This window comes from Rhodospira trueperi (assembly GCF_900101965.1).
GTDB lineage: Bacteria > Pseudomonadota > Alphaproteobacteria > Rhodospirillales > Rhodospirillaceae > Rhodospira > Rhodospira trueperi.
Window position 1 is genome coordinate 184402 of sequence record NZ_FNAP01000002.1, and the last position, 23384, is coordinate 207785.

The 23384-nt window shown below is 70.3% G+C and carries 19 protein-coding genes; 1 reads left to right on the plus strand and 18 read right to left on the minus strand.

All coding sequences use genetic code 11. The annotated features are described in order from the left end of the window. Nucleotides 1–20 precede the first annotated feature (20 nt). The 17 genes from BLS85_RS04170 to BLS85_RS04250 all read right to left on the minus strand — a co-directional run bounded on the left by BLS85_RS04170 (nt 21) and on the right by BLS85_RS04250 (nt 21437). A complete protein-coding gene (locus BLS85_RS04170) occupies nt 21–1316 on the minus strand; it encodes an SAM-dependent methyltransferase (protein WP_092783202.1) in 1296 nt (431 codons plus the stop codon). 657 nt (nt 1317–1973) lie between these two features. Then, the gene (gene ftsZ, locus BLS85_RS04175; protein ID WP_092783205.1) at nt 1974–3962 is read right to left on the minus strand and encodes a cell division protein FtsZ; all 1989 of its coding nucleotides are present in this window, start codon (nt 3960–3962) and stop codon (nt 1974–1976) included. A gap of 332 nt (nt 3963–4294) precedes the next feature. Further along, nucleotides 4295–5599, minus strand: coding sequence for a cell division protein FtsA (gene ftsA, locus BLS85_RS04180; protein WP_092782589.1), 1305 nt, complete (start codon nt 5597–5599; stop codon nt 4295–4297). 5 nt (nt 5600–5604) lie between these two features. Further along, entirely contained in the window at nt 5605–6576 is a 972-nt protein-coding gene (locus tag BLS85_RS04185; RefSeq protein WP_092782592.1) for a cell division protein FtsQ/DivIB, read from the minus strand. Further along, complete coding sequence (locus BLS85_RS04190) at nt 6564–7490, minus strand: D-alanine--D-alanine ligase (protein ID WP_092782595.1); 927 nt, start codon at nt 7488–7490, stop codon at nt 6564–6566. The genes BLS85_RS04185 and BLS85_RS04190 overlap by 13 nt, the downstream gene beginning before the upstream one ends. Further along, nucleotides 7487–8440 (minus strand): UDP-N-acetylmuramate dehydrogenase, encoded by a 954-nt coding sequence (gene murB, locus BLS85_RS04195; protein WP_092782598.1) that lies wholly within the window; start codon nt 8438–8440, stop codon nt 7487–7489. The genes BLS85_RS04190 and murB overlap by 4 nt, the downstream gene beginning before the upstream one ends. Continuing rightward, nucleotides 8437–9888 carry a UDP-N-acetylmuramate--L-alanine ligase gene (gene murC / locus BLS85_RS04200; RefSeq protein ID WP_092782601.1) on the minus strand — a complete coding sequence of 484 codons (1452 nt, stop codon included), beginning with the start codon at nt 9886–9888 and terminating at the stop codon, nt 8437–8439. The genes murB and murC overlap by 4 nt, the downstream gene beginning before the upstream one ends. After that, nucleotides 9885–11006, minus strand: a complete 1122-nt coding sequence (gene murG, locus BLS85_RS04205; protein WP_092782604.1) for an undecaprenyldiphospho-muramoylpentapeptide beta-N-acetylglucosaminyltransferase — start codon at nt 11004–11006, stop codon at nt 9885–9887. Before murG ends, murC begins: the two co-directional genes overlap by 4 nt. Beyond that, complete coding sequence (gene ftsW, locus BLS85_RS04210) at nt 10988–12223, minus strand: putative lipid II flippase FtsW (protein WP_342729044.1); 1236 nt, start codon at nt 12221–12223, stop codon at nt 10988–10990. The genes murG and ftsW overlap by 19 nt, the downstream gene beginning before the upstream one ends. Continuing rightward, nucleotides 12220–13662 (minus strand): UDP-N-acetylmuramoyl-L-alanine--D-glutamate ligase, encoded by a 1443-nt coding sequence (murD, locus tag BLS85_RS04215; RefSeq protein WP_176793360.1) that lies wholly within the window; start codon nt 13660–13662, stop codon nt 12220–12222. Before murD ends, ftsW begins: the two co-directional genes overlap by 4 nt. Nucleotides 13663–13680: 18 nt before the next feature. Further along, on the minus strand, nt 13681–14766 hold the full coding sequence (mraY, locus tag BLS85_RS04220) for a phospho-N-acetylmuramoyl-pentapeptide-transferase (RefSeq protein ID WP_092782607.1): 1086 nt from the start codon (nt 14764–14766) through the stop codon (nt 13681–13683). 38 nt (nt 14767–14804) lie between these two features. Next, nucleotides 14805–16232: a UDP-N-acetylmuramoylalanyl-D-glutamyl-2,6-diaminopimelate--D-alanyl-D-alanine ligase gene (locus BLS85_RS04225; protein ID WP_092782610.1), complete on the minus strand. Its 1428-nt coding sequence runs from the start codon at nt 16230–16232 to the stop codon at nt 14805–14807. Beyond that, nucleotides 16229–17701, minus strand: coding sequence for a UDP-N-acetylmuramoyl-L-alanyl-D-glutamate--2,6-diaminopimelate ligase (locus BLS85_RS04230; protein ID WP_092782613.1), 1473 nt, complete (start codon nt 17699–17701; stop codon nt 16229–16231). The genes BLS85_RS04225 and BLS85_RS04230 overlap by 4 nt, the downstream gene beginning before the upstream one ends. Before the next feature lie 52 nt (nt 17702–17753). Further along, nucleotides 17754–19532: a peptidoglycan D,D-transpeptidase FtsI family protein gene (locus BLS85_RS04235; RefSeq protein ID WP_092782616.1), complete on the minus strand. Its 1779-nt coding sequence runs from the start codon at nt 19530–19532 to the stop codon at nt 17754–17756. After that, nucleotides 19532–19954 carry a cell division protein FtsL gene (gene ftsL / locus BLS85_RS04240; RefSeq protein ID WP_092782619.1) on the minus strand — a complete coding sequence of 141 codons (423 nt, stop codon included), beginning with the start codon at nt 19952–19954 and terminating at the stop codon, nt 19532–19534. The genes BLS85_RS04235 and ftsL overlap by 1 nt, the downstream gene beginning before the upstream one ends. Continuing rightward, nucleotides 19951–20952: a 16S rRNA (cytosine(1402)-N(4))-methyltransferase RsmH gene (gene rsmH, locus BLS85_RS04245; protein ID WP_092782623.1), complete on the minus strand. Its 1002-nt coding sequence runs from the start codon at nt 20950–20952 to the stop codon at nt 19951–19953. The genes ftsL and rsmH overlap by 4 nt, the downstream gene beginning before the upstream one ends. Further along, nucleotides 20949–21437 (minus strand): division/cell wall cluster transcriptional repressor MraZ, encoded by a 489-nt coding sequence (locus BLS85_RS04250; protein ID WP_143027086.1) that lies wholly within the window; start codon nt 21435–21437, stop codon nt 20949–20951. The genes rsmH and BLS85_RS04250 overlap by 4 nt, the downstream gene beginning before the upstream one ends. Before the next feature lie 457 nt (nt 21438–21894). On the opposite strand from BLS85_RS04250, the gene BLS85_RS04255 reads away from it, so the two are divergent. Beyond that, a complete protein-coding gene (locus BLS85_RS04255; protein WP_218128289.1) occupies nt 21895–22656 on the plus strand; it encodes a DsbA family protein in 762 nt (253 codons plus the stop codon). Nucleotides 22657–22831: 175 nt separating this feature from the next. Here the strand turns inward: BLS85_RS04255 and BLS85_RS04260 are convergent, their stop codons facing one another. Beyond that, nucleotides 22832–23380: a cytochrome b gene (locus tag BLS85_RS04260; RefSeq protein WP_092782626.1), complete on the minus strand. Its 549-nt coding sequence runs from the start codon at nt 23378–23380 to the stop codon at nt 22832–22834. Between the last annotated feature and the right edge of the window lie 4 nt (nt 23381–23384).

Below are 23384 nucleotides of genomic sequence, written 5' to 3' on the forward strand. Positions count from 1 at the left end.
GGGAGTTGCCCTCCCACCCCCTACCCCGTCTCGCGCATGACGGGCGTACCCCAGTGCGGCCCGCCCCGCCGGGCGGTGGCCTCGGCCGTGCGCTGGTCGTCGGTGATGTAGTCACGAGTGATGGGCACCGCGCCCAGTTCGCGCGTCAACTGCGCCTGGAACACCACCTGCCGATCAAACCGGAACACCACCTCGCAGCCGGTCAGGTAGAAGTCCCACATGCGGTAGAACCGCTCGTCGTACAGGGTGTTGACGACGTGATCGCGGTGCGCGGCGAACCGTTCACGCCAGTGCCGGATGGTCTCCGCGTAGTGGACCCGTAGCACCTCCAGGTCGCTCAGGATCCAGTCGGAGCGCTCCACGGCCCCGGCCAGTTCGGACAGCGCGGGCGTATACCCGCCGGGGAAGATGTACTTGCGCAGCCAGGCATTGGTGCCGCCGGGCTGTTCCGCGCGGCCGATGGTGTGCAACAGGAACACGCCGTCCGGCTTCAGGAGCGCCCGGGTCCTGTCGAAAAACGCGGCGTAGTGATTGACGCCGACATGCTCGAACATGCCGACGGAGACGATGCGGTCGAAGGTTTCCGTGACGCGCCGATAGTCCTGTAGGCGGAATTCGACCAGGTCCTCCAGACCCTGATCCCGGGCGCGTTGCTGCGCGACGCCCAGTTGCTCTTTCGATAGCGTGATGCCGGTGACCCGCACGCCGTGTTCCCGCGCCATGAGCAGCGCCAGACCGCCCCAGCCGCAGCCGATGTCCAGCACGGTCTGGCCCTCGCGCAGCAGCAGCTTGGCGGCGATATGCCGCTTCTTGGCTTCTTGGGCCGCCTCCAGGTCGGCGACACCGGGCGGCCAGTAGGCGCACGAGTATTGCTGATCGGCGTCGAGGAACTGCCGGTACAACTCGCCCGACAGGTCGTAGTGGTGGGCGACGTTGCGCTCGGCCCGATGCACGGGATTGTGTTGGTAGATCCACCGCAGCCCCCGGTTCAGCGCCCAGTGGGCCTTGAAGAACCGGGACGCTCGGCTGTAGCGGTGCAGGTTGTGGATCATCATGCCCAGCACATCGTAGAGGCTGCCCTCCTCGACCACGAGAGTGCCGTCCATGTAGGCCTCGCCGAAGGCCAGTTCCGGGCCGGAGACGAACTTCCTGGTGAAACGTGGATCGGTGATCCGGATCGTTGCCGGACCGGGAACCGGCCCGGTGCCGTGGTCCGGGATCGGCGCCTCGCCATAGACGCGCCGCAGTCCGGCATGGTTGATGATGGTCAGGGACCCGTCTTTCAGGATCCGCTTCAGAATGGCGTCAACGATCATGGCGCGCCTCCGCCCGGCCATGGCCGACTCGGCGACGGTCACCCGCTTCCGCGCGCTCCTGGACCCGCGTCGCGCCCCACGGGGCCGTTGCCGGATCGGCTCTGTCTTTCCCTCTCCACCCGCGGCGGATGCCGTCAGCCCCCGATCCGACCGCGGAACGTCGCGGCACAAGACAGTGTTTCTCGTGCACTGATCCATGCCCCGATGCTGCGAGACACGCTCCATGCGCCACCGTGTGACGGCGGCTCATGGCTCGGTCAAGAGCTTGGATCAGGGTAGAGAATTCATCAGCCGACATCAACGAATCCAGCGCGGGGCCAGCAAGTCTCAGGATGAGGGCAGAACACCGGTTGCGGCCGGTGCCGGCCTGTTCTCCTTCCCCCTTCGGCTCTCATATTCACTCTTCTTCCCGCCGAAGCGGCGGCTCTTCGCTCGCGCGACACTGTGACTCGTCATTGCGAACCCCTCATTTCGGAAAAGGGCCGCAATACCAATGGGTTTCACGACATCGGCCTGCGCGATACCCTGTTGATTTAATTGCATATTTAAGAAATGAGGGGATTCCTGAGGGCACGGGGCAGTCCTCCAGACAGCCGAATGGCGGATGAGGGGACTCATCCGCCATTGGCCTGTCTGTGTGCGCTGGTTCGGATCGGATCAGTTGGCCTGCCGGCGCAGGAACGCCGGGATTTCAAGCTGATCCTCCTGGTGCGAGGTCACGGGTCGGTCCTCCGGATCGATCCGCATGGGTCCGGGCGCGGCGGACTGGCCGTGGTGACCATGCCGCGCCTCGCCCAGGTGATGACCGTGACCGTGGTCGCGCTCTTCCTCGTCGGCGCGGGCGCGGCCGAACCCGGTCATGCGCTGGAACAGGCTGGGACGCTCGCGGCGGGTCTCGCCGTGCTCGGGGCCGCGGCCGTGGTCCGGGTGATTGTCGCGATCACCGGACCGAGCCGACGGCGCGGCGCGCAGTCCGGGCTGCATCGCCGCGCGCTGCGGGTCCTGACCCTGGCGCGGCGCCGGGGCATGGGAGTGGGCGGCGTGGCGCTCGGCGTAGCGCGGATCAAGGGCGGTCTGGCCGTGCACCTGACGGGACAGATCGATCTGACCGACCACCTCCGCGTTGCCCTGGCCACCACCGCCGAACGCCTGTCCGGGAGACGGGGCCGCGCCCGGGGTGAGGCGCGCCGCCGGGGCGGACGCCGGCGCCTGGGCCGGGTTCGAATGGGTGGGGGGCTGCGGAATGAAGGCGCGATGGCCGGTCGCCGACGCGGGCGCGTTGGCGGGCGTGGGTGCGGATCCCGGCTGGGCGCGGAACGGCGGACGGGTGACCTCTCGCGGCGCCGGACGCGGGGCGCCCTGGGCCGGACGGGACGCGGGAGCGGTGGCGGCAGGGGCCGCGCGGTCCTCGTGCGTCTCCCGGGCAGCCGGCCGGACCTCACCGTCGGAGTCGCTGCCCAGCACCATGGACGGATCAATCAGGTCGTCGCCCTGCCGGGCCACCGCCGCCGGCCGTTCCGGCGTCGCCGGTTCGGTCTTGGGAGCAGATGCCGGCGCCCGGGCCGCCCGGTCGGCTCCGCCGGTGGCTGCCGCGACCTTGCTGGCCGCCGCCAGTCCGAGACCGAAGCCGCTGCCGGCAGCGTCGCCGCTGTCGCTCGGGCGGGCCTGGGAGACGGCGTCGATGCCGCTGGCCACCACGGAAACCCGCATGGTGCCGTCCAGCGAGGAGTCCAGGCAGGAGCCGAAAATGACGTTGGCGTCCTCGCACTTGATTTCCTCGCGGATGCGGTTGGCCGCCTCGTCCAGTTCGTACAGCGTCAGGTCGTTGCCGCCGGTGATGTTGATCAGCACGCCGCGCGCGCCGCGCATGGAGGTTTCCTCCAGCAGCGGGTTGGCGATGGCGGCCTCGGCGGCCTCGATGGCGCGGTTGTCGCCGCTGGCCTCGCCGGTGCCCATCATGGCCCGGCCCATGTCCATCATCACCGTGCGTACGTCGGCGAAGTCCAGGTTAATCAGGCCCGGCATAATCATCAGGTCGGTGACCGAACGCACGCCGGCATAGAGCACGTTGTCGGCCATCTTGAAGGCATCGGCGAAGGTGGTTTTCTCGTTGGCGACCCGGAACAGGTTCTGGTTGGGGATGATGATCAGGGTATCGACGTACTGCGACAGTTCCTCGATGCCCCCCTCGGCGAGGCGCATGCGGTGCGAGCCCTCGAACTGGAACGGCTTGGTGACCACGCCGACGGTCAGGATCCCCATGTCGCGGGCGCAGCGCGCCGCGACCGGCGCCGCGCCGGTGCCGGTGCCGCCGCCCATGCCGGCGGTGATGAAGCACATGTGGCTGCCCTTCAACTCGCTGGCGATGGCCTCATAGCTTTCCTCGGCGGCGGCGCGGCCGATGTCCGGCCGGGCGCCGGAGCCCAGACCGTGCGTGGTCTCGCCGCCCAACTGGATGCGCCGGTCGGTGCGCGCCTGGGCCAGCGCTTGGGCGTCGGTGTTGGCGACGACGAACTCGACGCCCTCAAGCCGGGCCTCGATCATGTTGTTGACGGCATTGCCTCCGGCGCCACCCACACCGATCACGGTGATACGGGGCTTCATTTGGGGCTCAATGTCGTCAGGCACGCCAAGACTGATGGTCATGTTTGCCTCCGTGTGTGTCTCAGGCTGTGTCGGGCGCGGTGCGTCATGACCGCTTCTCCCGTCTGCTGGGTTGATGGATGATCGGTTGTCCGATTCTTGGTCCGTCGGCCGTGCCGCGGGTGTGGGGACCGGGGGGGTAGGGAGGACCGCGCCTTCTGTCGCGAGCCCGGGTCCGGTCGTGTTCGTGTCGGTGGGCTCCGCCGTGGCGGCGAAGTCCGAAGGGTCCTGCCCGGTGCCGGCGGTCGGAAACCGCTCGGGTCCGTCCATGGCCTCGGGGGCCGGGGCGGACGCGGCGCCGGCCAGTTCGAAAAGGTCGTCACCGGGATGGGTCATCAGAAATTCTCCCTCAGCCAGCGGCCGATGCGGTGAACCGGCGCGAACAGCCCGCCGGAGCGGGGTGGTTCGTCCAGGATCGGCCGTTCGACATGGTCCTGAACGGCGTGACTCAGCAGGCCGGCACAGGTCGCGAACGCGGGGCCCGCAGCGCTGTCGGCCAGATTGTGCAGACGCAGCGGCCGACCCGGCCGGACCTGCTTGTCCAGAATATGCTCGGCCAACTCCCGCACCCCGGGAAGCTGGCTGGCGCCGCCGGTCAGCACGGCGCGGCGCCCGGCGATGCGGTCCACGCCGGCGGCGGCGAGGTGGGCGCGCACCAGTTCCAGGGTTTCCTCGACGCGGGGGCGGATGACCTGCACCAGATAGGAGCGCGGGATCTCCAGGGCCGGCTGATCCTCGTCCTCGCCGACCAGGGGTACGCGCAGGATTTCGCGGGCGTCGGCGGGCGAGGTCAGGGTCGCGCCGTACATGGTCTTGAGCCGTTCGGCCATGGCCAGCGGGGTGGACAGGCCCTGGGCGATGTCGTTGGTGACGTGGCCGCCGCCGACGCCGATGACGCCGACGTGAATGACGTGGCCGCCCAGGAAGACGCCGACGGACGTCGTTCCCCCGCCCATGTCGATGACCGTGGCCCCCAGGTCGCGCTCGTCCTCCACCAGCGAGGCCAGCCCGGCGGCGTAAGGCGCGGCCACGCGGCTGTCCACGTCCAACTCGCAGCGCTCGATCACGGTGGACAGGTTGCGCAGTGGCCCGGCGGCGGCCGAGACCAGATGCATGCGCGCGCCCAGGCGCTCTCCGTACATGCCGCGCGGATCAAGCACGCCGTCGGTGCCGTCGATGGTGTAGCCGACCGGGATGCAGTGCAGCAGCTCGCGGTCGGGATCGCTCGGTTGCTGGCCGCCGCAGGCGAGGATGCGGCGCACGTCGGCGTCGCGGATCTGATGTCCGGCCACCGCCATTTCCACGTCGATGCGCCGGCTTTCCGGATCGCCGCCGGAGACGGCCACCACCACGCCGTCGATGTGCTCGCCCGCCATGTCCTCGGCGCGGGCGACGGCCTTGCGGATGGCCGTGGCGACCTCGTCCAGATTGGCGACGCGTCCCGAGCGGACCCCGCGCGATTGATGGTGCCCGACGCCGAGCACGCGCAGCCCGCCGCCGGACTCGTCGGCCCGGGCGATGAAGCACGCCACCTTGGTGGTGCCGACATCAAGCGCCGCGATCAGCCCGCCCCGGCGCCGCCATGCGGGCGGGGGCGCGTCTGAATGCCGGTCTCGGTCGGTTCGGGTCAGCATCAGCATGGCGGTCAGGTCTCCTGTCCCGACGTGGACACCAGAACGCGGGGCGCGTTGGCCGGCGCGCCCGGCGCCGTCTCGCCGTCTCCGCCGACGCGGCCGGGTGAGCGCGGGCGCACCACCAGCCGGTCGGGCAGGCGCAGATCGACCCGGTCGATGTCGCGCGCCAGCAGGTTGGTGTCCCGGTCCAGCGCCGCCAGCCGGCGCCACGCGGCGCCCGGGTTGGTTTCCGGCAGGCGTACGTCGATTCCGCTCTCGATCCCGTCCAGGCGCACCGTCCAGCGCCGCCGGTCCACCCAGGTCGCGGCCCGCACCCGCTGGGCCAGCCGCGGCTCGGTGGCCAGCAGGTCCATCAACGAAGGCGCCACCCTCGGCGCGTCCTCGCCGACGATCAGCGGCAGGTCGGCGAACGGCCGGGTGTCCACCTCCAGCCATGTGCCGGTGCTGTCGATCAGCGCGTAGTCGCCCTCGGATGAACGCTGCCACAGCGCCAGCGGATTGCGTTCGGTCAGCACGACATGGATGGTATCCGGCAGGCGCCGTTCGACGCGCGCCTGGGCCACCCAGGGCAGGGCCTCGACCCGGGCGCGGGCGGCGTGCGGATCGAAGCTCAGGATGGGCTCGCCGCGCGCCGTTCCCAAGGCGCCCAGCAGCCGGGCCGGTTCGGTGCGGATGCGGCCCTCGACGGTGACGGAGCGCACCACCAGACCGCCGCGCACGGCCACGCGTTCCAGCGCCGCGCCGGCGACGTCGATCTGGCGGCCGACGACCCCGGACTGCCAGACCCAGACGCCGGCGCCGGTGACCGCGAGCAGAACCAGCAGGCCGGCGGTCAGCCGCATGGCCTGCACCATCGCCGACCACGTCGGCAGACGACGCCGGGTCGCGGTGCGCCGTGTCTTCTTGCCGCGTCCGGTGTTTTGTCGTCCGCGTCCCGCGCGGCCCTTGGCGTTACGTGCTCCGCCGAAGCTCAGCCATCGCATGTCGCTGCCTCCACCATCCAGACGCAGAGATCGGGAAACGAAATCCCGATGAGCGCCGCCTGTTCCGGCACCAGGGACGTCGCCGTCATGCCCGGTTGCGTATTGACCTCAAGCACATAAAGGGTCTCGCCGTCGTAGCGCAGATCGGCGCGGCTCACGCCCCGGCAGCCCAGCGACCGGTGCGCGCGCGCGGCCATGTCCAGGCAGGCCTCGGTGACGTCGGGTGGCAGGTCCGCCGGCAGCACGTGCCGCGAGCCGCCGGCCACGTACTTGGCGTCGTAGTCGTAAAACCCGCGCGCTGTGGTGATCTCGGTGACCGCCATCGGCTTGGCGCTCTCGCCCTCGCCCATCACGGCGACGGTCAGTTCACGGCCGGGGATGAAGCGCTCGACCATGGCGCGGCGGCCGAACGGCCAGTCCGCGCGCAGGCGTTCCAGGACGTTGCTGCCCTCCTGGATCACGTAGACGTCGACGCTGGAGCCCTCGTTCAGCGGCTTGACGACGTAGGGCCGCGCCATCGGCTCGACCGCCGGGTCGGCGAAGGCGTCGCACCCGACGACCACGTGATCGGCCACCGGAAGGCCGGCGGCGGCGAACGCCGCCTTGGCCGTGGGCTTGTCCATGGCCATGGCGCTGGCCAGCGCCCCGGAGTGCGTGTAGGGCAGACCCAGGATGTCCAGCAGGCCCTGGATGCGCCCGTCCTCGCCGTAGCGGCCATGCAGGGCGTTGAAGACCACGTCCGGGCGACTGTCGCGCAACACGCGCAGCAACGCGTCCGTGTCGCGGGTGACGTCGTACCCGGTGACCGTGTAGCCGGCCTGCTCCAGCGCGGCGATGGCGGCCGCGCCGCTGTTCAGCGAGACCTCGCGCTCTGCGGAGAAGCCGCCCATCAGGACCGTGACGCGCCGGCTCATGACACACCTCCCGGACCGAAACCCGGCAGCGGATCGCCGATGCGGCGGATTTCCCAGCGCAGGTCGGTGCCGCTGGCCTCGCGCACGCGGCGCCGCACCTCCTCGCCCAGTCCCTCCAGGTCGGCGGCGGTGGCCTCACCGGTGTTGATGAGGAAGTTGCAGTGCTTCTCGGAGACCTGGGCGCCGCCGCGCCTCAGGCCGCGACAGCCGGCGCGGTCGATCAGTTCCCAAGCCTTGCAGCAGGACGGGTTGGCGAAGGTCGAACCGCCGGTGCGGCCCCGGGTCGGCTGGCTTGCCGCGCGCGAGGCTCCGATGGCCTCCATGCGGCCGGCGATCTCCACCGGGTTGCCGGGCTTGAGCTTGAAAACCGCCGACAGGAAGATCCAGTCTTCCGGCGCGCCGCAATGGCGGTAGGACAAATGAAGCTCGTCGCCGGACACCTCGAACAGGGTGCCCCGCCGGTCCGCCACGCGGGCCGAGACGAGGCACCCCTTGACGTCGTGATCGTACGCGCCCGCGTTCATCCGCAGGCCGCCGCCGATGGTGCCGGGAATGCCGGAGAAGAACTCGAGCCCCGACAGACCGGCGGCGAGCGCGACCTTGGCCACCGTGGCGTCCAGCGCGCCCGCCCCGGCAATGACGTGGGTGCCCTCGACGTGCACGTCGGCGAACGGGCCGGCCAGCCGCACCACGAGCCCACGCACGCCGCCGTCCCGCACCAAAAGGTTGGAGCCCACGCCGATCACGGTGGCCGGCACGTCGTCGGGCAGGGCCGCCAGCAGCGCCGCCAGATCCTCGGCGTCGGCGGGACGGAACAGCACCTCGGCCGGGCCGCCGACCCGGAACCAGGTGTAGGAGGCCAGCGGCGCATCCGCGCGCAGCCGGCCGCGCACGGGCGGCAGGCGTTCGATCAGGTGCGCCGGAGCTTCCAGATGATACGCGGGCATCATAGGCGTCCTCCCGTCCCGGTGGGGCGGCGGCCTGCCGTGTCGCCAAGGGCCTGCAACTGACCGGGCAGGGCGTTGGCCCAGCCCGAGATGGTGCCGGCGCCCAGGCACATCACCAGATCACCGGGCCTGGCCATGCCGGCGACGGTCTCCGGTAGGCTGTCCGGTCCCGCCAGCGCGGTGACGTTGCGGTGCCCGTGGGTGCGCAGGCCGTCCACCAGGGCGTCGCGGTCGATGCCGGGGATGGGCGCCTCTCCGGCCGGGTAGACGTCGGCCACCAGAACCTCGTCGGCATCGTTGAAGCAGGTGCAGAAGTCCTCGAACAGCGCCTGAAGCCGGGTGTAGCGGTGCGGCTGCACCACCGCGATCACCCGATGCTCGCCGGCCACCTCGCGGGCGCCGCCCAGCACGGCGGCGATTTCCACAGGGTGGTGACCGTAGTCGTCAACGATGGTCACGCCGTTCCAGGTTCCGGTCCGGGTGAAGCGGCGCCGCACCCCCTTGAAGCCGGCCAGTCCGGCCCGGATGGTCTCGGCGGGGATGCCCATTTCGTGACCGATGGCCACGGCGGCCAGCGCGTTCTGGACGTTGTGGCGTCCGAACATGGGCAGGAACAGATCCGGCATGGTCGCGCTGGTGCCGGTCGCGCGGTCGGTCAGCACCGCTTCGAAGCGCGCGCCCTCGGCGCCGCGCCGCAGGTTCACGGCGCGCACGTCGGCCTGGGGGCTGAAGCCGTAGGTGACGATCTTGCGGTCGAGCACCTCCGGGATCAGCGACTGCACCTCCGGATGGTCGATGCACAGCGTGGCGAACCCGTAGAAGGGCAGGTTCTGGACGAAGGTCTTGTAGGCCTCGCGCATGCGCTCGAAGCTGCCGTAGAAGTCCAGGTGCTCCGCGTCCATGTTGGTGACGACGCCGATGGTCGCCGGTAGCTTGGTGAAGGTGCCGTCGCTCTCGTCGGCCTCCACCACCATCCAGTCGCCGTGACCCAGATAGGCGTTGGTGCCGCGCGCGTTGAGGATGCCGCCGTTGATGACGGTGGGGTCGAAGCCGGCCGCTTCCAGCAGCGCGGCGACCATCGACGTGGTGGTGGTCTTGCCGTGAGTGCCGCCGATGGCGATGGCCCACTTCAGGCGCATCAACTCGCCCAGCATCTCGGCGCGGCGCACCACCGGCACGAGGCGGGCGCGGGCGGCGTCCACCTCCGGATTGCCGCCCTTCACCGCCGACGAGATCACCACCACCTGGGCTTCGCCCAGATTGGCGGCGTCATGGCCGACGGTGATCCGCACGCCCAGATCCCGCAGGCGCTTGACGTTGGCGTTCTCGGACAGGTCGCTGCCCTGGACCGCATAGCCCAGGTTGTGCAGCACCTCGGCGATGCCGCTCATGCCGATGCCGCCGATGCCCACGAAGTGGATGGGGCCGATATCAAGGGGCAGGGCTCTCACGCGGCGGTCTCCCGGGTCGGTGTGAGGGACAGGACGAGGTCGGCGAGGCGCTCGGCGGCGTCCGGGCGGCCGAGATCGCGGGCGTTCGCGGCGGCGGCGGCGAGGGCCGCGCCGTCGCTCAGCAGCGCGGCGAGGCGGGCCGACAGGGTGGCGACGTCGAGGCTGTCCTGGGGGGCCAGCCACGCGGCGCCGGCCGCGTCCAGCGCGCGGGCGTTGGCGGTCTGGTGGTCGTCGGTGGCGAACGGAAACGGGATCAGCAGCGCCGGCCGGCCGACACAGGTCAGTTCCGCCACCGTCGAGGCCCCGGCGCGGCAGATCACCAGATGCGCCGCCGCCAACCGCTGCGGCATGTCCTCGAAGAAGGTCTCCGTCTCCGCCGTGATGCCGGCCTCGGCATAGGCGGCGCGGCCGCGTTCCAGGTCTTCCGGGCGGCATTGCTGGGCCACCGCCAGCCGGCCGCGCAGCTCATTGGGCAGCGCCGCCAGCGCCGCCGGCACCAGATCGGTCAGGGCGCGCGCGCCCTGGCTGCCCCCGGTCACCAACAGCCGGATCGGCCCGGCCTCGCCCGGCGACGCATAGGGCGTCTCGCGCGCCGTGAGGATGCCGGCGCGCACCGGATTGCCGACATGGCGCCCCTTGCCCGGCGGCAGGAAGCGCACGGCGGGCAGGGCGGTCGCCACCGCGCTCGCGCGCTTGGCCAGCATGCGGTTGGCGCGGCCGAGCACGGCGTTCTGTTCGTGGATCACGCTCGGGCGCTTCAGGCCGCTGGCCGCCACCACGGCCGGGAACGAGGCATAGCCGCCGAAGCCGACCACCACGTCGGGCTTCAGTTGGGTGAGCAGCGGCCACGCCTGGAACACGCCCTTGGACAGCTTCAGCATGCCGGACAGGCGTCCGCCCAGGCCGCGCCCGGCGATGCCGCCGGCCTCGACCCGCCACGTTTCCAGCCGGCCGAGCGTACCGCCGTACTCCTGGCCGCGCACATCGGTCATCAGGCCGAGACGACAGCCGCGCGCCTCCAGCACACCGGCCAGCGCCTCCGCCGGGAAGACGTGGCCGCCGGTGCCGCCGGCCGCCAGCAGAATGAAGGGGGAGTCGGTCATGGCCGCTCCTCCCATCGCGCGCGGCGCCGGGTCAGCGCCAGAATCATCCCGGTGGCCAGCGCTACCCCGATCATCGACGAGCCGCCGTAGCTGAGGAACGGCAGCGTCATGCCCTTGGTCGGCATCATGTTCAGGCTAGAGGCCATGTTGATGACCGTCTGCATGGCCAGTTGCACCGACAGGCCGCCCACCGCCAGCATGACGAACAGGTCGCGCGCCTCCATGGCCCGGGTCAGCGCGCGCAGGATCAGCACCGCGAACAGCGCCACCACCAGCAGACACAGCCACAGTCCGAACTCCTCGCCGGCCACGGCGAAGATGAAGTCGGTGTGGGCGTCGGGCAGGTCTTCCTTGACGCGGCCCTCGCCTGGACCGCGCCCGAACAGGCCGCCGTCGGCGAACGCCTTCATGGACTGGAGCACCTGATAGCTGTCGCCGCTGTCGGGATCGAGGAAGCGGTCGACCCGATAGGCCACATGCGGGAACATGAAATAGGCGCCCACCGCGCCACCCAGCCCGAGCGCGCCGATCAGCGCCACCCAGGCCAAGGACAGGCCGGCCATGAACATCTGCGCGCACCAGATCGCGGCGACCACCAGCGTCATGCCCACATCGGGCTGCGACAGCAGGATGCCGCAGACGATCACCAGCAGCATGATGGAGATGACGGTGCCGGGAACGTCTTCCGACTGGGCCTTGGCGGACAGCATCCAGGCCACCACGACGGCGAAGAACGGCTTGAGCATCTCGGACGGCTGCACCGTGAACCCGGGCAATGCCAGCCAGCGCGTCGCGCCGTTGGTCACGGGACCGATCACCAGCGTGAGCGCCAGCAGGACCAGGGTCGCGCCGAACCCCGCCACGGCCAGCCGGCGCACGCCGCGCGGCGACAGCAGGGAGACGGCAAACAAGACCGTCAGCCCGAGCGGCAGGAACAGCATCTGCCGCTGCACGAAATGGAAGGTGTCGGCGTTGATGCGGCCGGCGGCCGGGGGGCCGGCGGCCAGGATCAGCACCATGCCGATGACCGCCAGCAGGATCACGGTGGCCAGGATCAGGTGATCGACGGACGACCACCAGCGGCCGATGACGCTGCCGTCGGCGGGACGGAGCCGGACCCGATGGGCATGGCCGCCCATGCCCGCCGCCGGCGTCGGCGGCGGCGCCACGCCCGGCCCGGACGACGCGGTGGCCGGCGTCGGGGACAGTGCTGTGCGGCGGCGCGCGCTCATGAGCCCTCCCCGTCGTCGTCTTCAAGAGCGTCATCTTCGAGCGCGTCGTCTCCTTCGGTCTCGGCGGCCAGTTCGGCCACCAAGGCCTTGAAGGCATCACCGCGCGCCTCAAAGTCGGTGAACTGGTCGAACGAGGCGCAGGCCGGCGACAGCAGCACCACGGGGGCCTCTTCCTCGTCCTCGACGGCGTGCTGGAAGGCGAGCGGCACGGCCTTCTCAAGGGTGCCGCAGATCGAGTACGGCACCTCGTTGCGGTCGAGGAAGGTGGCGAAGGCGTCCGCTGCCTCGCCGATCAGGTAGGCGTGGACGATCCGGTCCAGGTGCGGTTCGATCCGGTCGATGCCGCCTTCCTTGGGCTTGCCGCCAGCGATCCAGTAGATGTCGTCGTGGCACAGGATGGCCTTCTCGGCGGCCTCGGCGTTGGTGGCCTTGCTGTCGTTGACGAACAGGACGCCGTCCACGGTGGCGACGGTCTCGTGGCGGTGCGCGAGGCCGGGGAAGGTGCGGATGGCCTCGGCGATCTGGTGCGCCGCGACGCCACGCGCGCGGCACGCGGCGTAGGCGGCGGCCACGTTCTGCGCGTTGTGCTCGCCGGTCAGGGCCGTCAGGTCGGACAGGTTCAGCACGCGCTGCGCCTTGCCGTCGATGTCGTCGACCAGAACCCCGTCCTTGGCCGAAACGCCGCGCGGCACCTCCCGTGTCGCCGCGAACGGGATCAGGTCGCGGCTGTCCTGCCGCACCAGTTCGGTGTGCATGTTGCGGCCGATGGTGTCGTCCAGGCCGATGCAGACCTTGCGCGGCGGCAGGCTCTCCTGGAACACCCGGCGCTTGGCGGCGATGTAACCCTCCAGGCCGCCGTGCCGCTCCAGGTGATCGGGCGAGACGTTCAGCAGAACGGCGACGTCGCACACAAGCGAGGGCGTCAGGTCAAGCTGATAGCTCGACAGTTCCAGAACATAGGTGCCGAACGGCCCCGCCGGCTCCAGCGCCAGCGCGGACGTGCCCAGGTTGCCGCCCACCTGCGGGGCGTGACCGGCGTGGGCCAGAATGTGGCCGATCAGGCTTGTGGTGGTGGACTTGCCGTTGGTGCCGGTCACGCCGACCACGAACGCGGCGGGCTGGGCACCCAGCAGAAGCTCGATGTCGCACACCAGGGCGGTACCGGCGGCGCGGGCGCGCTCGGCCACGGGGTGCGGCACCGGGAAGGTGTGGGGAATGCCCGGGCTCCAGACCATGGCCCGCACGCCCGTCAGGTCGGCGGTGGTCAGATCGACGACGGGAATGGTCTCGGCCTCGGCCGCCGCGCGCCGCTCGGGGGCGTCGTCCCACGCCATGACCCGCGCGCCGCCGGCCATCAGCGCGCGCGCCGCCGCCAGTCCGGAGCGGCCAAGCCCCATGACGGCAACGGGTTCCATGGCGTAGGCGTAAACGGGAATCACGGCGTCAGCCTCCGGGTTCTATCGCAGCTTCAGGGTGGACAGGCCGATCAGCGCCAGAATCATGGCGATGATCCAGAAACGGATGACGATGGTGTGCTCGGCCCAGCCCTTCTTCTCGAAGTGATGGTGCAGCGGCGCCATCCGGAAGATGCGCTTGCCGGTCAGCTTGAAGCTGGCCACCTGGACGATCACCGAGACCGTCTCCAACACGAACAGCCCGCCGACGATGGCCAGCACGATCTCGTGCTTGGTGACCACGCTGATGGCGCCCAGCGCTCCGCCCATGGCCAGCGAGCCGGTGTCGCCCATGAACACCATGGCGGGCGGCGCGTTGAACCACAGGAAGCCGATGCCGGCCCCGATCAGCGCGCCGCAGAAAACGGCCAGTTCGCCGGTGCCGGAGACATGGTGGATCTGCAAGTATTCAGAGAACACCGCGTTGCCGACCAGATAAGCGATCAGGGTGAAGACGGCGGTGGCGATAATGACCGGCACAATGGCCAGCCCATCCAGGCCGTCCGTCAGGTTGACGGCGTTGGACGCGCCGACCATGACCACGGTGGCGAAAGCGATGTAGAACCAGCCCAGATCGAACAGCACGTCCTTGAGGAAGGGAAAGGCGAGGCCGGTGCTGTCGGTCGGGTCCCCGAGCGCGGTGATCCAGACCGCCGCCCCGACGGCGATGAGGCCCTGCCCGATCAGCTTGGAGCGGCCCGGCAGACCGCCGTGATGGCGCCGCGTGACCTTGAGATAGTCGTCGGCGAACCCAAGGCCGCCGTAGCCCAGCGTGACGAACAGCACCGCCCAGACGTAGCCGTTGGACAGGTCCGCCCACAGCACGGTGGCAATGACCACGCCCAGCAGAATCATCACGCCGCCCATGGTCGGCGTGCCTTTCTTGGTCAGCAGGTGACCCTCTGGGCCGTCGTCGCGGATCGGCTGGCCGTTGCTCTGACGGCTCCGTAGCGAGCGGATGATGGCCGGCCCGAACACGAAGGCGAACAGCAGCGCGGTCATGACGGCTCCGCCGGTGCGGAACGTCAGATAACGAAAGACGTTCAACGCTCCGAACTGGTCCGAAAACTGGGACAGGTAGTACAACATGACCGTTCACTTTCCCTCTGGCGGCCGGCAAGACCGACTCAGGCCGCCGTGCCTTCCACGTCCTGGTCCTTCAGCGCCAGCAACGCCCGCACCACCGTGTTCATGCGGCTGCCCAGCGATCCCTTGACCATCACCACATCGCCCGGCCGCGCCGCGTCGACCACCATCCCCGCCAGCGCCTCCGCCGTGTCGGCGTGATCACCGCGCAGCCGGGCCGGCAGGCCGTCGTGCAGATGCGCCATGAGCGGGCCGGCCGTGAACACCCGGTCGATGCCGTGTTCCATCAGCGTCGTCGCCAGATCGGCGTGCAGGGCGGACGCATGCGCGCCCAGCTCCAGCATGTCGCCGAGCACCGCCACCCGCCGCCCGTCCCCGTCCGGCCGGGCCAGCGCCAAGGTGGCGATGGCGGCTTTCACGGACGCCGGGCTGGCGTTGTAGCTCTCGTCGATCAGGTGCAGGCGCCCGCCGGACATGGCGATGTCTCCCCGTTGCCCGCGTCCCTTCGGCGCGGCGATGCGGCCGAGCGCGGCCAGCGTGCGCGTGGGCTCGCCGCCCACGGCCTGAACGGCGGCGATCACGGCGAGGCTGTTGAGCGCCCAGTGACGCCCCTCGACGCCCAGCCGGTAGCCCAGGGGGGCGCCGTCGGCGATTATGAAGACGTGCGTGGCGCCGGGATCGAGCGCGAGATCAAGCAGCCGGGCCTCGGCCTCGGCGTGAGCGCCGAAGCCGACGATCCGACTGACGCCGACCGCCGCCGCCGCCCGGCGCAGACGGTGGAAGTGGCGGCTATCGCGGGGCAGAATGGCGACCCCGTCGGGGTCCAACCCGTCCAGAATCTCGGCCTTGGCGTCGGCGATGGCGTCTTCCGTGCCGAAGTACTCGATGTGCGCCGGGGCGATCGCCGTGATGAAGGCCACATGCGGCCGCGCCAGACGGGTCAAGGGCGCGATCTCGCCGGCGTGGTTCATGCCCATCTCGATGACGGCGAAGCGGGTGTCGGCCGGCATGCGGGCGAGCGTCAGCGGCACGCCCCAGTGATTGTTGAGGTTGCCCTGTGTGGCGTGAGTCGGTCCCAGCGCGCCCAGGGCCAGCGCCAGCATTTCCTTGGTGCCGGTCTTGCCGACGCTGCCGGTCACGCCGATGACGCGCGCGTCCGCCGCGCGGTCGCGGGCGAACCGACCCAGGGCCTTGAGAGCCTCGAAGGTGTCGTCCACCACCACCAGGCGGGCCGGATCGGCGCCGTCCGGCGCCCGCTCCACCACGGCGGCGGCGGCCCCGGCGTCCAACGCGGCCGAAACGTGATCGTGGCCGTCGTGGTTGGGGCCGCGCAGCGCCACGAACAGATCGCCGGGTTGCACGGTGCGGCTGTCGATGGAGACACCGGACGCCGACCAGCACCCGTCGGCGCGGCCGCCGGTGGCGCGCGCGGCCTCGTCAGGAGTCCAGAGCGGGAGACGATCCGTCATGCCGAATCCTCCCCGTTGCGGTGGCAGTCGGCGACGGCGTCGCGGACATGCGTGGCGTCGTCGAACGGCAGGACGCGACCGCCCACGGTCTGGCCCCGCTCGTGGCCCTTGCCGGCGACCAGCAGCACGTCCCCGGGACCCCGTAGCGCGGCCACGCCGGCGCGGATGGCCTCGGCGCGGTCACCGATCTCGATCCCGCCCGGGCAGGCCTCCAGGATGGCGGCGCGGATGGTGGCGGCGTCCTCGGTGCGCGGGTTGTCGTCGGTGACGATGGCGGTGTCGGACAGGCGGGCGGCGATTTCGCCCATCAGCGGGCGCTTGGTCCGGTCGCGGTCGCCGCCGCACCCGAACACGCACACCAGCCGGCCGGTGGCGTGGGGCCGCAGCGCCTCAAGCACGGTCTGCAGCGAGTCCGGCGTGTGGGCGTAATCGACCAGGGCCACGGCGCCGCTGGGCAGCGTCGCCACCGTCTGCATGCGGCCCGGCACGCCGGTCAGGGTTTCCAACGCCGCGACGGCCCGGCCGACATGGGCGCCGGTGGCCAGCACCAGGCCCAGCGCGGCGAGCGCGTTCATGGCCTGGAATGCACCGGCCAGCGGCAGATGAACGCGGAACGGACGACCCAGCACCGACAGCGCCAATTCCTGGCCGGTGGGGGTCGGCGTCGCCGCCTCAAGGCGCAGGTCGCTGCCGGCGCGGCCATACCGGAACACGCGCAGACCGCGCACCCGGCACAGGTCGTCCAGCGCCTCGCCGCGCGGATCATCGACGTTCAGCACGGCCTCGCCGCCGGGCGACAGGATCTCGCTGAACAGCCGGGCCTTGGCCCGCATGTAGTCACTCATGGAGCCGTGGTAGTCCAGGTGGTCGTGCGTCAGATTGGTGAAGGCGGCGGCGGCGACTCTCACCCCGTCCAGGCGGTACTGGTCGAGGCCGTGACTGGATGCCTCCATGGCAAGGTGGTCGCAGCCGGCATCGGCGATTTCGGCTAGAATTCGGTGCAGCACCACCGGGTCCGGCGTGGTCAGGGTGCCACCGCGATCATAACCGGGCGCGCTGGCGCCGAGCGTGCCAAGGCTGCCGGCCGAACGGCCCAGCGCCGCCCAGATCTGGCGGGTGAACAGCGCGGTGGAGGTTTTGCCGTTGGTGCCGGTCACCGCCACCACGGTCTTCGGCTGGCGGCCGTGGAAGCGCGCCGCCATGCGCGCGAACGCCTGACGCGGATTGGCCTCCAGGATCAGTTTGACCGCCGGCAGGCCGGGATCCAGGCGTGTGTCCTGAGGTGCCAGCACGGCGACGGCGCCGCGCGCCACGGCATCACCGATGAAGGACCGGCCATCGGCCCGCGCGCCCGGCAGCGCGGCGAACAGGTACCCCGGGGCCACCTTGCGCGAATCGGCGGTCAGCCCCGTGATCTCCACGGCGCTGTCCCCCTGTTCGCTCCAGCCTGTCGGCGGCATGTGGCCCATGTCGTCGTCCCTTGTGGTGTGGTCCGGCTTTCCCTCAGCCCTGTTGAGCAGGTCATTCAGTCGCACGGGCGGCTCCCTCCGCCGCAGCGAGCCGCACTCGGTCTCGGGTCAGAATGACGTCCCGCGTCGGCATTACCCCCAACAGCGGCGCCACCCGCTCGATGATGGCGCCGGCGGTCGGCGCGGCGTTCCATCCGGCGGTGGCGAAATTGTGGGTCTCGGGAATGCCTTTGGGTTCATCCAGCGTGACCAGGACCACGTAGCGCGGATCGTCGATCGGGAAGGCGGCGACGAACGACGGCATCAGGACGGTGTTGCCGTAGCCGCGTCCGACCACTTTCTCGGCGGTGCCCGTCTTGCCCCCGACGCGGTAGCCCGGGACGTCGGCCTGACGGCCGGTCCCGTCCGTGACCACCAGTCGCATCAGATCGCGCATGGCGGCGGAGGTCGCCGCCGACACCGCCGGCCGTCCGGCCGGCACATCGTCCGGCTCGCGGCGCAGCAGCGTGGCCGGGCGAACAATCCCGCCGTTGACCAGCGCCGAGACGGCCTTGACCAGATGCACTGGCGTGACCGCGATGCCGTGGCCGTAGGAAATGGTCACGGTGTTGATGGGCCGCCATGGATTGGGATAGAGCGGATCGCCGACCTCCGGCAGTTCGATGGCCAGGGGCGACAGCAGGCCAAGCCGACTCAGGAACGCCTTCTGCGCCTCTCCGCCCACCGACAGGGCCAGCCGCGCCGAGCCGATGTTGGAGGAATGCACCAGGATTTCCGGGATCGACAGCCACCGGTTCTGGGCGTGGTAGTCGCGGATGGTGAACCCGGCCATGTGCAAGGGCTGTGAGGCGTCAAACCCGTCGCTCAGGCGATAGCCGCCGACCTCCAGGCCCATGGCCGTGTTCATCAGCTTGAAGGTCGAGCCCATCTCGTAGACGCCCAGCGTGGCCCGGTTGAAGCGGGCGTCGGCTTCGGCACGACCGTAGGCACGGGGCTCATAGTCCGGCAGACTGACCATGGCCAGGATCTCGCCGGTGCGCGCGTCGGCGACCACGCCAACCCCGGCGATGGCCCGGAAGCGGGCGATGGCTTGCGACAGCACGGCGTGAACCGCGTGCTGCACCCGGATGTCCAGGGACAGGCGAACCGGCGCGGTGCCGCTGTCCAGTCGGCTGTCGAACGTGCGCTCGATGCCGGCAATGCCGGCGTTGTCGATGTTGGTGGCGCCCAGCACATGCGAGGCCAGCCGCCCGTGCGGATAGACCCGGCGCTCCGCCGCCTGGAACTCCAGCCCGGGCAGGCCCAGGCGGTTCACCAGATTCTTCTCGTACGGCGTCAGGTTGCGGTGCAGGTAGACGAAGGTCTTGCCGGACGACAGCTTGCGCAGCGTCTCCTCGAACGACAGGCCGGGCAGAACCTCGATCAGCCGCCGCGCCGTCTCGGCCGGGTCGATCACCCGCGTGGCGTTGGCATACAGGTTCGTCGTCGGCAGGTTGGTGGCGAGGATGACGCCGTTGCGGTCCACGATGTCGGCGCGCTGCACCACGGGGGCGGCCACGGCGTCGCGGCCGGCCGCGAAACGGGCGGCCTCGGCCCCGCCGTTCAGGGCCATCAGGTCCACCAGGCGGGCGCCGATGACGCAGAAGGCGAGCGCGAACACCCCGGCGGTCACCGCCAATCGTTGCCGCCCGACCTCGACGGCCGCCTTGGCCTGTCCCTCGATGCTGACCCGTTCGGAGGCGCCGTGACGGCCGCCGGCCGGCGCGCCGATCTCGGCCCCGGGATACAGAAACGCGCCGTGACGGCGGCCGGTTCGAAACAGTCTGAACATCACCGCACCCCCATTTCGGCCATCACCGTCGGCTTGCGCCCCGGCACGGGAAACGCGTCGGCGTCCCCTGGATTCATCACCCGCGGCGGCTGCGCCGATGGGGCGCCGTCTCTCGTCTTCGCCGTCTCGTCCCGCCTGTACGGCAGCGCGTCGAGGGTCGCCACACGCCCGGGCACGACCGGCACGAGGTCCAGATGGCGCGTCACCAGACCCTCAAGCCGGCCCGGCTGGTTCATGTAGCTCCAGTCCGCCCGCAGGACGTGAATGGCTTCCCGGTGGCGCTCGTTGGTCCGCTGGATCTCCGCCAGTTCGGTCTCCAGCGCCTGCACCTCGTACTTCAGCAGGAACAGCCCCGTCGCCACCGCAAGGGCCAGAACCGCCCACAACACCGCGCCGCCGCCGCGTGTCAGAAGAGCCATCATGACGCGCCTCCCCCGTTGGCGTGGGGAAGGGGCGGCGCCGCCGTGCGTTCGGCCACCCGCAGCCGCGCGGAGCGGGCACGCGGGTTGGTCGCCACCTCGTCAGCATCTGGACGCACGGCCCGCCGGCCGATGGCCCGGAACGAGGGCGTCGGCGCGCCGCTGTCGTTGGCCGCCGCCGGCAGGTGGCGCGACGGATTGGGCAGATCGCCGGAGCGTGTCCGCATGAACGCCTTGACCGCGCGGTCCTCCAGCGAGTGGAAGCTGACCACCACCAGGCGCCCACCGGGCGCCAACAGGCGCTCGGCGGCGGCCAGCCCGTCGGCCAGTTCGGCGGCCTCGTCGTTCACATGCAGGCGCAGCGCCTGGAACGTCCGCGTCGCCGGGTCGATGCCCTCGCGCGCCTGCTGCCGCGCCGCGCCGGGGATGGCGGCGCGCACCACCTCGGCCAGCCGCCCGGTGCGGGTCAGGGGGGCCTCGGCGCGGGCGGCGACGATGGCGCGGGCGACGCGGCGGGCGTGGCGCTCCTCGCCCAGGGCATGGATCAGGTCGGCCAGCGCGGCCTCGTCCAGGGTGTTCACCACGTCAGCCGCCGTCGTCCCATGCGATCCCATGCGCATGTCGAGCGGCCCGTCGTGCTGGAAGGAAAAGCCGCGCGCGGGATCGTCGATCTGGAGGGAGGAGACACCGAGATCGAGCGCGACGCCGTCCACCGACGCCACCCCGCGCGCGGAAACCAGGTGATCCATGGTGCCGAAGCGGCCCTGGATCAGGGCAAAGCGGCCCGGATGCTCGGCCGCCAGGGCGTCCGCGAAGCGGGCGGCGGACGGGTCGCGGTCGATGGCCCAGACCGTGCAGCCCGGCGCGGCGGCCAGAATGGCGCGGCTGTAGCCGCCGGCGCCGAAGGTGCCGTCCACATAGACACCACCCTCGCGCACCGCCAGCGCCGCCACGACCTGGGGCGCCATCACCGGGATATGGGGAGCCCGCGCGTCACTCATGACGACCCCCTCGGCGGCGGACGTGGCACATCGGCGAGGGCCGGGGCGGAGGGCCGCCGGCCCGGGCTGCGCTGGCGCAATTGCGCGACGTGCTGCTTGTAGGCCTCCGGCTCCCAGACCTGAAAGGTCTTGCCGAGCCCGACGAACGTGGCCTGGGTGGTGATGCCGGTCGCGTCCATCATCTCGCGCGGCAGCATGATCCGTCCGGTCTGGTCATAGGGAAGCTGGGCGGCGGCCGCGAAGACGAAGTGGTTGATCGTCTCCTGTTCCTCGGAAAACGTCGGCAGGGTTTCCAGGCCGGCACTCAGACGCTCCAGGAACTCCATGCCGCACCCCTCCAGAAATTCATGCTGGTCGGTGTTGCCGGGAAACAGAATGACCCCCTGAAACTCCTCCTGCTTCAACGCCGCACGGAAGTTGGCCGGGACGGAAACCCGACCCTTGCTGTCCACCTTGTTGATGGTTGTGGACAGGAACAGCCCCATGGCCGTCCGCCTTTCATATCCGTGTTTCGTCCGATGCCCTGTCCCGCCGCCGCTCTCCCTGTTTCGGAGACACCACGAGAACCGATCCACTATGGGATTTCATGGTATATCGTGGGATGGATTGGTAGTCAATGCCTTGGCGTATCAAACACATGGGATGGTCTAGTGCGGGCCTCGCCTGACTAGATATTGAGAGAGAAATTGAAAGACTTGCGGCAACACATTGGTATTTTGGCGGGAATCGCTCTATTGCAACGACTCCGGCATGACCAATGTTCGTCTTATGTTCTTTTTGGGGTTGGCCGGCCCCCGCATGGGATGACATGGGACGCCCCACCCACGGCGGTCTGCGCGTCGGTTCCCTGTGGCGCTCCGGCGCTGTTCCCGGTATCCCTCACCCTGAGCAACCCGACCCCACGCCCGGCATTCCCGGGCCGCCGCAAGGAGAACCGATCTCATGAGGATGCGTCCGATCCTGGCCGGCGCCGTTACGGCCAGCCTTCTCGTTCCGCTCGTCTGGGGGTCGTCCCCGTCCACCGCCCTGGCCGCCGAAGCCCTGAGCGAGGACCAGAAGGCCGCCGTGCGCGCCCTTGTCCGGGACACCCTGCTGGACAATCCCGAAATCATCGCCGAGGCGCTGGAAGTGTATCAGGAGCGTCAGGCCGCCGAGCAGGCCGCCCGGTCCCGCGCGGCCATCGCCGAGCACCATGACACGCTGATCGAGGCCGATGCCGACGATGTGCTCGGCAATCCGGACGGCGACGTGACCATCGTCGAGTTTTCCGACTATCAGTGCGGATACTGCAAGCGGGTGTTTCCGGAACTGCTCAGCGTTATCGAGTCCGACGGCAACGTGCGTCTTGTGATTCGGGAGTTGCCGATTCTGGGGCCGGAGTCGGTGCTGGCCGCCCGCGCCGCCGTCGCCTCGCGCGAGCAGGGCCTGTATCCGGAGTTTCACAAGGCCCTGATGTCCTTGAAGGGCGGCGTCTCCGAGGCCGCCGTCATGCAGGTGGCGGCCGAGGCGGGGCTCGACGTGGACGCCCTGCGCATGGACATGGCCGATCCGGACCTCGACGAGACGTTCAGCCGGAATATCTCGCTGGCGCAGGCACTTGGCATTTCGGGCACGCCGGCCTTCGTGATCGGCCCTGAACTCGTGCCCGGCGCGCTGTCGCGGGAGCGGCTGACCGACCTGATCGAGGCGGCGCGGAGCGAATAGGCCCCGCCTGCGACCGGGATGGATGATCCGTTCGCAAAACGTGTAGGTTGGGGTGAACTCAGCGCCCCCCAACATCGACCGCGAAGTTGGGGGGCGGCGCGCAGCGCCTCACCCCAACCTACGGATCGCACCCGGTGCGCCGGGGACGGACCCACGCGGTTTCCGGGTCACACGGTCAGGCGTTGCGGCCCAGCATGCGGGTCAGGGTCTCGTCCTTGTTCAGCACATGATGCTTGACGCCGACGGCGGCGTGCAGAATGACGGCCACCACCATCGCCCAGCCAACATACTTGTGGACCAAGTGCGGGACCGCGGCCTGGGCTTCGGCGCCGCTGATGGCCGGAATGGTGAACAGGCCCAGCACGCTGACGTCATGGCCGCTGAGGATGGACATCATCACCCCGGACAGCGCCAGCAACGCGGTTGCGACCAGCAGCGCGACGTGCATGCCGGACCGCGCCAAGGCCTCCGGCGGCGTGGTGCCGGCGACGGGACCGGGGCGGGACTTCTGGCCGATGCGCCACAGCCCCATCCAGAGGACGGCCACGGCGGCCACGATGCCCACCTGCTTGTGCAGCGGGATCAGGTAGCCCCGGGCGGACTCCGGCAGCAACTCGGCGATCACCAGCCCGGTGACCAGAAGGCCAAGCACCAGCGCCACAAGCGTCCAGTGATTGAAGATGGAAACGGCGCCGAAGCGCTCCTTGGTGTCCATGACAGGCATGGCC